Origin of the sequence: Methyloligella solikamskensis (assembly GCF_042676065.1) — a bacterium.
GTDB classification, from domain to species: Bacteria; Pseudomonadota; Alphaproteobacteria; order Rhizobiales; family Methyloligellaceae; genus Methyloligella; species Methyloligella solikamskensis.
This window is the reverse complement of the sequence record NZ_JBHTJO010000001.1, coordinates 943527-953951: the sequence shown is the minus strand read 5'-3', so window position 1 is coordinate 953951 and position 10425 is coordinate 943527. Positions and strand designations below refer to the sequence as shown.

The window sequence follows — 10425 nt, the reverse complement described above, 5'->3', positions numbered from 1 at the left end:
GAATTGGCCCGGTTCTTACCGCGTCGTGCGATCCCATATGGACATCACCCGTGGTCCCGGCCCATTGAATGACCATACTCGCACGTCTTCGTTATACGGACGGCGTCACGCCGCCGATCATCTATCTCCCGAGCTTCCGATGAACCTCGCCTTGGCCGCGCCCATCGCCCTTTACGTTTTCGTCATGGCGATCACGCCGGGCCCCAACAACATGATGCTGACCACGTCGGGCCTGATCTTCGGCATCCGGCGGACTCTGCCCCATATGCTGGGCATCCCTACCGGCTGCGCCGTCCAGATGGCGATTGTCGGTGCAGGCCTCGGCGCGGTCTTCGCCGTCGAGCCGCGGATTCAGCTCGTCATCAAGATCGCCGGCACCCTCTATCTGTTCTGGCTGGCGCGGAAACTGTGGCGCGCCGCAGATATGCCGGAAGCGAAAGCAGCCGAGCCTATCAGCTTCTTCCAGGCCGCCCTCTTCCAGTTCGCCAATCCCAAGGCTTGGGTGATGGTGGTCACGGCTGTTGCGGCCTACACGACGCCGGGGCCCAACTACGTGGCCTCTCTCGTCCTGCTCATCACGGTGTTCGTCATCGTCATGCTGCCCTGCTCGGCAACATGGCTGGGCTTCGGCGCAGGCTTGCGCCAGATCCTCACGGAAGAAAAATGGCTCATCGCCATCAATCGCGGCCTAGCCGTCCTGACGGCGCTCACGGCCCTGATCTTCTGGCTTTGATCGTCACCGCCATGCGAAGCGAAGAGCGTGTAAGGTAAGCGAAAACGGGAGACTGCAAGGGAGCCTCGTAAGGAAAGCCGAATGACTGCCGAATACGAATCCTTCGCTCTTGGCGACGTGCAGCTGCAATCCGGCGAGACGCTGAAGCACGCCAAGCTCGCCTACAAGACCTACGGCACCCTCTCGCCAAAAGGCGACAACGCGGTGCTGATGCCGACTTTCTACACGGGCACCCATACGCGCAACGAAGCCTATTTTGGTCCCGGCCGGGCGCTCGATCCGGCGCGCCACTTCATCGTCTCGGTGAACATGTTCGGCAACGGCCTCTCCTCGTCTCCGAGCAACACGATCCCTGAGCAGGCCGGGGCGCGCTTCCCCCATGTGACCCTTTACGACAACGTGGTCTGTCAGCACCGGCTCATCGTCGAGGAGCTTGGCATCGACCGTCTGGCGCTCGTCACCGGCTGGTCCATGGCCGGCTGCCAGACCTATCACTGGGGCGCACTCTATCCGGACATGGTGGAGGCGATCCTGCCGTTCTGCGCGTCCGCCAAGACCTCGCCGCACAACTTCGTCTTTCTCGAAGGCGTGAAGGCGGCGCTCCAGGCCGACAGCGCCTGGAACGGCGGCGACTACGGCACCCAACCAGTGACCGGGCTCAAGGCCTTCGCCCGAGTCTATGCCGGCTGGGCCTACTCCCAGGCCTTCTACCGGGAAGGGCTCTACCGCCAGTTCGGCTTCGAGAGTGTCGAAGATCTCCTGCAAGGCTGGGAGGCCGACCATGTCGACAACTGGGACGCCAACGATCTCCTCGCGAAGCTCTGGGCCTGGCAGCAGGGTGATATCAGCGCCAATTCCCGCTATGGCGGCGATTTCGACAAGGCGCTGGCCGGCATCCTGCCCAAGGCGATCCTGATCCCCTCCACCACCGATCTCTACTTTCCGCCGGAAGACAACGCCCTTGAGGCAGAGCGCATGCCCCACGCCGAGCTTCGCCCTTACGTCTCCAAGTTCGGCCACTGTGCCGCCTCGCCCGGCAAGGACCCGGGCTTCGACGCCTTCCTCGATCAGGCAATCACCGACCTGCTCGACTGACGGCACTGGCGGTCATTTTTCGGTCTTCTCCAACGCATCAAATAGAGCGAGCCGATCGGCCAGAGCCTCCTATATGATCGGCGCATCGCCCTTTGGACGGCAACGGAGCCTGAGCCATGGCAGACCCGAATTCCGACGTCGCACCTCCCGTGCACCCGCCACGCTACGAGCAGACCTTCCCAACCCTGACCAAGGACGAGATCGACCGGATCGCGCGGTTCGGTACGTCCTGCCGCTACTTGGCCGGCGAGCTTCTGTTCGAAGCCGGTAGACCGGCCCCCGGAATGTTCGTGTTGCTCTCAGGCCAGGTCGCGGTTACCCAGCGCGACGGGCTCGGCCATGTCACGCCGGTGATCGAGCAGGGCCCGGGCCAGTTCCTGGCCGAGATCGGGCAGCTTTCGGATCGCGCCGCCCTCGTCGATATCCGGGCTGAGAACGATGTTGAGGCCTTGCTCATCCCGCCCGAGAAACTGCGCGCTCTTCTCGTAGCCGAAGCCGATCTTGGCGAGCGGATCACCCGCGCCCTGATCCTGCGCCGCGTCGGCCTCCTGGAGAGTGGCTTTGGCAGCGCGCTCATCGTCGGCCGGCCCGATCACGCGGACGTCATCCGCCTGCAGGGCTTCCTGAACCGCAACGGCCAGCCCTACCACCTGATCGACCCCTGCATCGATCCCGAGGGCGCCGCGGTGCTGGAGCGCATCTCCGCCTCCTGCGACCAGCTCCCCTTGGTGCTCTGCCCCGACGGAACGATCCTGCAAAACCCAACCGAAGGAGAACTTGCCCGCACCATGGGCATGCTCGGCCGGACCGACGAGAACAAGATCTTCGACGTGGCGGTGGTCGGCGCAGGGCCGGCCGGTCTCTCCACCTCCGTCTACGCGGCCTCCGAAGGGCTGTCCGTCATCGCGCTGGACTGCCGCTCCTATGGCGGCCAGGCCGGCGCCAGCGCGCGGATCGAGAACTATTTCGGCTTCCCGACGGGCATCACCGGACGTGCCCTGGTCGGCCGCGCCTTCGTGCAGGCCCAGAAATTCGGCGTCGAGATCCGCATCCCCGTCACCGTCACCAAACTCGATTGCGACCGCGCCGACGGCACCTTCCAGCTCCACACCGGCGACGGCGACGTGATCCGCGCCCGGACCGTGGTGGTCGCAAGCGGCGCTCGATACCGCCGCCCGGCGCTCGACGGTCTGGAGGATCTCGAAGGCCGCGGCATCTGGTATTGGGCTTCGCCCATCGAGGCCCAGCGTACGCAAGGACGCGAGGTCATTCTCGTCGGCGGCGGCAATTCCGCCGGCCAGGCGGCCGTGTTCCTGTCCGGCTACGCCGACAAGGTCAAGATGATGGTGCGCAAGGACAGCCTCGCAGACAGCATGTCCCGCTACCTGATCGACCGCATCGGCGCCGCCCCCAATATCGATTTGATGTTCGGAACCGAGGTGGTCGGCCTGGAAGGGGACAAGCTCACCGGCCTGGAGCGCGTCCGCTGGCGCGACAACGGCTCGGGCGAGGAAACCACAGGCGACATTCGCGACGTCTTCCTCTTCATCGGCGCCGAGCCCGAGACAGAATGGCTGGACGGCTGCGGAGTGACCGTCGACAAGGCCGGCTTCGTGGAAACGGGCAACGAGGGCAACGGCTCCTCCTCCCTGCCCCTCGAATCGAACCTGCCCGGCGTCTTTGCCATCGGCGATGTGCGGGCTGGATCAGTGAAACGCATCGGCGGCGCCATAGGTGAAGGCGCAGCCGTCGTCCGCTCCATCCACACCTATCTCAGCCAGCCGGGAAGCGCAGACCGCAAAAGGGCGACCTTCACGCAGTCGGCCGGCGATGCACCAGCAGCGTCGTGATCATCTTCTGGACCACCTCGTCACGCTGATTGAGGGTCTCCACGCTGACCGTGATGCGCCCCCGCTCGGGCCGCGATTTGGACGGATCGATCTCGAGGATCGTCCCTTGCACCCGCAGGACGTCGCCGGGCTTCACAGGCCGCGGCCAGGTCACATCGATATGGCTGCCGATGAAGCCGTCCGCCAGGAACCGGCTCTCCACCAAGAGCCGCATGGTAACCGAGCCCGTATGCCAGCCGCTCGCCACCAGCTCGCCGAAGAAGCTCCCCTCGGCGCCCCTCTCGTCCGTATGAAAGATCTGCGGATCGAATTGCTGGGCGAACCGCTTGATCTCGTCCACCTCCATGCGGTGGCGCCCGGTCTGGAACACCTGCCCGACCGAGAGATCCTCGAGATAGAAATCCGTTCCGCCGGAGATTGCCTTGCCGTTCATACCGTCCCCCGCACCGATTTGACGGATGCCGCCGCGAAGGCGGGTTTGCCAATCTCGATGCTTTCCATGTTTGATAGCGCCTGAAGCTTCGATTCTGCGCCCTCCCGCAGATAGGCGTCTGCCGGCGAAGCCGAAACCCGGCGCGGACAATTTGGCGCGCACCAACAAGAAGAGGCCGCGACGGATCGAACCCTATGGCGCAAGACGACCCTGAACCCAACCCCACGCCGGTCAATATCAACTTCCGCAAGGCCACGGGCAGCAAATGGCCAGTCGTGCTTATCCACGGCTGGTGCGGCGACCACACCTTCATGTCGGAGCAGTTTTCCCATTACGCGCCCGCCGGCCACACCGTCGTCACCCTGGATCTGCGCGGCCACGGCAAGAGCGACAAGCCGGAGGCGCCCTACACCATGCAGGTCTTCGCCGACGACATCGCCCTGCTCCTGGCCGACCTGCAGATCCGGCGGCCGATCATCATCGGCCACGGAATGGGCGGCATCATCGCCTTCGAGATCGGCATGCGCTATCCGCATCTGACAGCCGCGAGTGTGATGCTTGATTCGGCCACGGTACTGCCCGACTCGCAAACGGCAAGAGTTGGGGAGCTCCTGGAGGCGCTCCGGGGCGAGGACTATCGCGAGACCTTGCGGGAGTACGCCGAGGACATCCTCTTCCTCGAATACGACGATCCCGTCCGCAAGGACCGGCTGATCGACGTCATGACGGCCACGCCGCATCACGTCATGGTTTCCTGCCTGGAGAATCTCCAGACCTACGAGCCCGCCGATCACGGCAGAGAGCTTCCCGTGCCCTGCCTCTATCTCGCCACCCGCGAGCCCTGCCCGCCCAGGGAGATGGCGCGTTTCCAGGCAGTCGCGCCCCATATGATCTACGGCAAGACCGTCGGCGCCGGTCATTTCTGCCAGATCGAGATCCCCAATCAGGTCAACACCATGGTGGACAGGTTCCTGACCCTCGCTCTTCGCTAGGCAAATAAAAAACCGCCGGCCCGTGCGGACCGGCGGCTCCCGACAGCGTCTCCACTGTCAATCCATCGTTATCTGGCGATGCGACTACTCGACGATGCCCGCACAGTCCGCTTCGCGCATAGCCTTGTCGGCGCCCTCAGGCGAGCCGTACCCCGCCTTGTCGCCCATGATGGTCAGACCGGTCTCTTCACCCGGCTTATGGGGAAGCAAGGAGCAGTTCTCGACCGAATCCTTCACGATCCAGGTGTTGCCTTCGTCCGCAGCCAAAGCCGGCGCGCTCACGGCTCCAATAAGGAATCCGGCAATCATCAAAGTGCGCATGTCGTTTCCTCCTGTGTCGTGCGTTGACTTTTGGCAAGCCGGGACCTCCCCGGCCCGCTCCCTTTGCAACGTTCTGACTGCGACAATTGATCCCACTTTAACGCCTGAGTCCACCCTTTGGGGTAGATCGGCGGCTTGCAACCTTGCCAATTCGCTAAAGAAGAAGAGGCCGGATCAACCGGGATGATTTGGCAAATCGAACCGCCCCAAACGGCCCCGTTTCGAAAGACGACCGCCCGCAATCAAGAAAAAAAGAGGAGCACATGACAGACAACACTCCCCTCACGCGACCCATCGTCGATCTTTCAGGCAAGCGCGGCCTTATCGTCGGCATCGCCAACCGGCACAGCATCGCCGCCGGCTGCGGCTCCGCCTTCAAGGCCGCCGGCGCAAGGCTCGCGGCCACCTATCTCAACGACAAGGCGAAGCCCTTCGTCGAAGAGGTGACCGACCCGCTCGGCTGCGAAATGCTGCTGCCCTGCGACGTGCGCGAGCAAGGCTCGCTTGAGGCTGTCTTCGAGAAGATCGAGCAGGACTGGGGCGGGCTCGACTTCCTGCTGCACTCCATCGCCTTCGCGCCCATGCAGGATCTCCACGGACGCCTGACGGATTCGTCCGCCGAAGGCTTCGGCATCGCCATGGATGTTTCCTGCCACTCCTTCATCCGCATGGCCCGCCTGGCCGAGCCGCTCATGAAGGACGGCGGCTGCCTGCTCGGCGTCACCTTCTACGGATCGGAGCGCGTGGTGGAGCACTACAATCTCATGGGGCCGGTGAAGGCGGCCCTGGAGAGCGCCACCCGTTATCTCGCCGCTGAGCTGGGGCCCGAGGGCATCCGCGCTCATGCCCTGTCGCCCGGCCCTATCAAGACCCGCGCGGCCAGCGGCATCGATCGCTTCGATCAGCTCATGGACGAGGCGGCCGCCCGCGCGCCCCAGCACCACCTGGTGGATATCGACGATGTGGGCAATCTCGCCGCGTTCCTGGTCAGCGACGCCGCCAAGCGTATCACCGGCACCATCATCCCCGTGGACGGCGGCGCCCACCTCATGGCGTGAGCTAGCTGGTGGAGCCGAGCTTGCCGCAGCTGAAATAGCCTCGAAAGCCGAGCTCCTCGGCGCCATCCACCTGGAAGTGCAATGTCGCTTCCCGAAGCCCGTCGTCACCCTTTGCGGGCGTGACGGACGCCCGGACGCCGTCAGCTTTCAAAGCGATCTTGTCTTTTGATGAGGTGGCCGGCGTGAGCTCGAAAAGCTTTCCGTTCGCTTTCATGACGGCCTTGGCGCCATCCTCGCCTTCGCCGCCGGTCGTGAGGACCAGTACCGGGAAATCCGAAGAGGTCATCCGGAAGCTGCAGGCCTCATCGCTGGAGACGACCTTGGTGAACTCGTCGCGTCCCATGGGCAGCGGATAGACCTGAGCGGGATCCGCCTCCTTCACCGCCGTCGCCGCATCGGCAAGCTCGGCGGGCGGGCTCTCCGGCACCTCTTCTGCGGACCGGTCGTTGCCGCGATAGGTGTTCTCCTCACAGCCGCCCAACGCGCCGGCGACGAGCAGAGCTGCGACCAGGGACGTCGCTTTTCCGAATATCTTGAGTGTCATTGCTCTACTCCTCCTGCTCGTCGTCTTGCTCGAGATCTCGGATCAGATAACGCATCTCGGCAATCTCCCGCCGCTGGGCATCGATGATCCCTTGCGCCAGCTTGCGCACGCGCGGATCGGTGATCTCGGCCCGCTCGCTGGTCATGATCGCGATGGAGTGATGGGGGATCATCGCCTTCATGTAGGAGACCTGACCCACGGTCGTCTGATCGCGCACCAAGAAAAGGCAGAGGGCGAAGCCGAGAACGGCGCCGCCGAAGATCGCCACGTTCAGCGCCCTGTTCTTGTACATCCCCAGCATGAAACCGAGCATGACGACTGCCATGGTGGCTCCCATGAGCAACGCCATGTAGACCCGCGTCTCGCTGAAAAAGATGTGCTCAACTGCGTAGGTGTTCAGGTACATCAACCCGAACATCACGATGGTCGATGTCGCGATCATCGCGAAAAATCTGATATAAGACATGCGTGCTTCTCCCCAGGACGCCATTTTCTCCTGTGAAGTTCGTAACAAGGGGGAAGATGTTCGGTTCCAGAATGCCGGGATGGCGCACTGAGCGCGAAACGTCAGAGGATCAGTCCAACGGCATTGGATTGGAGGACGTACCCCACCTCAGTTTGAGCTATTCTCCCCTGAGACGCCTTGAACCGAATCGTGATCGACGCCTGACCGGCCGTAAGCTGGAGTTCCACCTCACCGGGATAGGCATAGCTATATGTGGTGTATCGCACTCGTTCTTTTGCTGACGCTCCTCACCGCCCCCGCCTTCGCGCAAGGCACTTCTGGAGGCACCGACGCGGCGACCCAGCATCACGACCCGGCCGGGATGGCGGGCGGCAAGCACGAGCAGCAGCACAACGCAGGCGGCCAGAAGCACTTCTTCTTCGAGGCGGACCGGCTGGAATACCGCGTTGCCGACGACCCGCTCTTCGAATGGGACATGCAGGGCTGGGTCGGCAATAACCTGAACCGCATCTGGGGCAAGTCCGAAGGCGCCTATCTGACCGACGCGGACGCCTTCGAAGACGCCGAGGTCCAGCTTCTCTACGGCCGGGCGATCTCCAAATATTTCGATTTTCAGGCGGGCGTGCGCCAGAGCCTGGAACCCGATTCCAAGACCTACGGCGCCATCGGCATCATGGGCCTCGCTCCCGATTGGTTCGAGCTCGACGCCGCGATCTTCATCGGAGAGCACGGCGATACCCTCGGCGAGTTCGAGGCGGAATACGACATCCTCCTAACCCAGCGGCTGATCCTCCAGCCGCGCATCGAGATGAATCTCGCCGGCCAGGCAGACCCCGAACACCTACAGGGCTCGGGCTTGCGGAACGGCGAGCTAGGCCTGCGATTACGCTATGAGATCATCAAGGAGATCGCGCCCTATATCGGCGTCTCCTATACGCGGCAGTTCGGCGAGACCGCCGACTTCGCCGAGGCCGCCGGCGAAGATGTGGAGACCACCTCCTTCGTTGCCGGCTTGCGGATCTGGTACTAGGAGGGCGTCTCGATGACAGGCCTGATCGAACCGAACATCCATCCGATCTTCGTGCACTTCGCGGTGGCTCTCCTGTTCACCGCCAGCGTCGCAACCATCGTGGCCAGCATTGGCCGGACCGCGCGCTGGAGCGGCTCGCTGCAAACCGCCGCGGATTGGATGTTGCTCTTGGGCTGGCTGGCGGCAGCAGGTGCCGTGATGGCGGGCTTCGACGCCTATCACGAGGTGACCCAGGACGAAGCCTCTCACGCCGCCACCCATATCCACCGCAACTGGGCGCTCGCGACGTTCACCGCCTTCACCCTGCTCGGCGCCTGGCGCCTGTTCCGCCGCAACAGCCCACCGTCGATTGTTTTCGCCATCTGTCTCCTGGCCGCGGCAGCGCCGCTGACGGTGACCGCCTGGTGGGGCGGCCGCCTCGTCTTCCGTTATGGGCTTGGCGTCCAGAGCCTCCCCGACCCGTCCGGCGAGGCAGGTGGTCATTCCCACGGCGACGACGATCACCACCACTGACCGGCAGGGATCATTTTTGCCTCCTTCGCGTTGGCCCCGTCGAGGTAACGCAAATCTAAGAGGACGCTAGGGGGCGCCTTTCCGCATGGAACAAGGATTTCTCGAAACCTGGCATACAGCCGCCTACACCACGGTCGGCCTGTTCTGGATGGCCCTTTGGGCTTTCGGCTTCGGCTATCTGATTTCCAGCATGATCCAGGTCTTCGTTACCCGCGAGCGCATGAAGAAATCCATGGGCGAGGCAGGCGCCACCAGCGTCGGGCTGGGCACCCTGTTCGGTTTCCTGTCCAGCTCGTGCTCCTTTGCAGCGCTCGCAACCAGCCGCTCCTTGTTCACCAAGGGTGCCGGATTGATCCCGTCCCTTGCCTTCCTGCTCGCCTCCACCAACCTCGTCATCGAGCTCGGCATCGTGATCGCCGTCTTCCTGAGCTGGCAGTTCGTGGTCGGCGAATATGTCGGCGGCGTGCTCCTGATCCTGCTCATGTGGCTGCTCGTCCGCCTCACCTATCCGAAGAAGCTGGTCGAAGAAGCCCGCGAGAAGGCGCGAGAGCAAGAAGGCGCCGAGAGCGATGAGGACATCCCCGACTGGCGCAAGCTGATCAAATCCGCCCAAGGCTGGCGCATGGTCGCCATGCGCTACGTCATGGAATGGCGCATGGTCTGGAAGGACGTGATGATCGGCTTCACCGTCGCCGGAATCATCGCCGCCTTCGTACCGAAGAGCTTCTTCGAAGCGCTCTTCATCGGCTCCGGCAGCCAGGACCCGGCCTTCTGGGAAGTGCTGGCCCAGGCCGTCGTCGGTCCCATCGCCGCCTTCTTCACCTTCATCGGCTCCATGGGCAACATCCCGCTTGCGGCCGTGCTCTATTCCAACGGCGTGAGCTTCGCCGGCATCATGGCCTTCATCTTCTCAGACCTCGTGGTCTTCCCCGTCCTGCGCATCCAGGCGAAATATTACGGGTGGAAGATGGCCCTCTACATCATCGGCATCTTTCTCACCGTGCTGGTCGCCACGGCCGTCATCATGCATTACGGCTTCGCCGCCTTCGGCGCCCTGCCCGACACGGCGAACGCCCAGAGCGTTACCGATCGGGAATTCTTCGGCGTCGACTACACCTTGTTCCTGAACCTAGCATTCTTAGGCCTCAGCGCGTTCTTCCTGGTCTGGAAGACCAAATCCATGGGCTTCGACATGAGCCTGCCCGATCCGCTCGGCGAACAGATCCTGTTCTGGCTGGCGCTGATCGCCTTTACCTGGCTCACGATCGGCCTCGCCCTGCCCCTGTTCGGCGTGGGCGGCTAACCCACGACACTGGGGTCCGGCGACAAATCGCGCCGGACGGCATCTCCAAAACGCAACGTAAGAACGCTATAAGCGTGCTGCCGTGAT

The 10425-nt window shown here is 63.4% G+C and carries 12 protein-coding genes; 8 read left to right on the top strand and 4 right to left on the bottom strand.

What is annotated here, in order from left to right; translation table 11 throughout:
- The first annotated feature begins 139 nt into the window (after positions 1-139).
- From ACFQ2F_RS04590 to ACFQ2F_RS04580, 3 genes are all read left to right on the top strand, one after another.
- A complete protein-coding gene (locus ACFQ2F_RS04590) occupies positions 140-733 on the top strand; it encodes a LysE family translocator (protein ID WP_379086373.1) in 594 nt (197 codons plus the stop codon).
- 81 nt (positions 734-814) lie between these two features.
- Complete coding sequence (locus ACFQ2F_RS04585) at positions 815-1828, top strand: alpha/beta fold hydrolase (protein WP_379086370.1); 1014 nt, start codon at positions 815-817, stop codon at positions 1826-1828.
- Positions 1829-1944: 116 nt separating this feature from the next.
- Positions 1945-3678 (top strand): FAD-dependent oxidoreductase, encoded by a 1734-nt coding sequence (locus ACFQ2F_RS04580; RefSeq protein WP_379086367.1) that lies wholly within the window; start codon positions 1945-1947, stop codon positions 3676-3678.
- Here ACFQ2F_RS04580 and ACFQ2F_RS04575 read toward each other — a convergent pair.
- On the bottom strand, positions 3641-4111 hold the full coding sequence (locus ACFQ2F_RS04575) for a MaoC family dehydratase (RefSeq protein ID WP_379086364.1): 471 nt from the start codon (positions 4109-4111) through the stop codon (positions 3641-3643). The genes ACFQ2F_RS04580 and ACFQ2F_RS04575 overlap by 38 nt on opposite strands.
- 194 nt (positions 4112-4305) lie before the next feature.
- On the opposite strand from ACFQ2F_RS04575, the gene ACFQ2F_RS04570 reads away from it, so the two are divergent.
- A complete protein-coding gene (locus tag ACFQ2F_RS04570) occupies positions 4306-5103 on the top strand; it encodes an alpha/beta fold hydrolase (RefSeq protein ID WP_379086362.1) in 798 nt (265 codons plus the stop codon).
- A gap of 84 nt (positions 5104-5187) precedes the next feature.
- On the opposite strand, the gene ACFQ2F_RS04565 is transcribed toward ACFQ2F_RS04570, so the two are convergent.
- On the bottom strand, positions 5188-5424 hold the full coding sequence (locus ACFQ2F_RS04565; protein WP_379086359.1) for a hypothetical protein: 237 nt from the start codon (positions 5422-5424) through the stop codon (positions 5188-5190).
- A 263-nt stretch (positions 5425-5687) separates the two neighbouring features.
- Between ACFQ2F_RS04565 and fabI the strand changes: the two genes are divergently transcribed.
- Positions 5688-6482 carry an enoyl-ACP reductase FabI gene (fabI, locus tag ACFQ2F_RS04560; RefSeq protein ID WP_379086357.1) on the top strand — a complete coding sequence of 265 codons (795 nt, stop codon included), beginning with the start codon at positions 5688-5690 and terminating at the stop codon, positions 6480-6482.
- 1 nt (position 6483) lies between these two features.
- Here fabI and ACFQ2F_RS04555 read toward each other — a convergent pair whose 3' ends face one another.
- Positions 6484-7026: a DUF6692 family protein gene (locus ACFQ2F_RS04555; RefSeq protein ID WP_379086354.1), complete on the bottom strand. Its 543-nt coding sequence runs from the start codon at positions 7024-7026 to the stop codon at positions 6484-6486.
- Positions 7027-7030: 4 nt separating this feature from the next.
- Positions 7031-7492, bottom strand: a complete 462-nt coding sequence (locus ACFQ2F_RS04550) for a DUF305 domain-containing protein (protein WP_379086351.1) — start codon at positions 7490-7492, stop codon at positions 7031-7033.
- Between the two features lie 250 nt (positions 7493-7742).
- Between ACFQ2F_RS04550 and ACFQ2F_RS04545 the strand changes: the two genes are divergently transcribed.
- From ACFQ2F_RS04545 to ACFQ2F_RS04535, 3 genes are all read left to right on the top strand, one after another.
- Positions 7743-8522, top strand: a complete 780-nt coding sequence (locus ACFQ2F_RS04545; protein WP_379086348.1) for a copper resistance protein B — start codon at positions 7743-7745, stop codon at positions 8520-8522.
- 12 nt (positions 8523-8534) lie between these two features.
- Positions 8535-9035: a DUF2231 domain-containing protein gene (locus tag ACFQ2F_RS04540; RefSeq protein ID WP_379086345.1), complete on the top strand. Its 501-nt coding sequence runs from the start codon at positions 8535-8537 to the stop codon at positions 9033-9035.
- 85 nt (positions 9036-9120) lie between these two features.
- Positions 9121-10338 carry a permease gene (locus ACFQ2F_RS04535; RefSeq protein WP_379086342.1) on the top strand — a complete coding sequence of 406 codons (1218 nt, stop codon included), beginning with the start codon at positions 9121-9123 and terminating at the stop codon, positions 10336-10338.
- Positions 10339-10425: the final 87 nt, after the last annotated feature.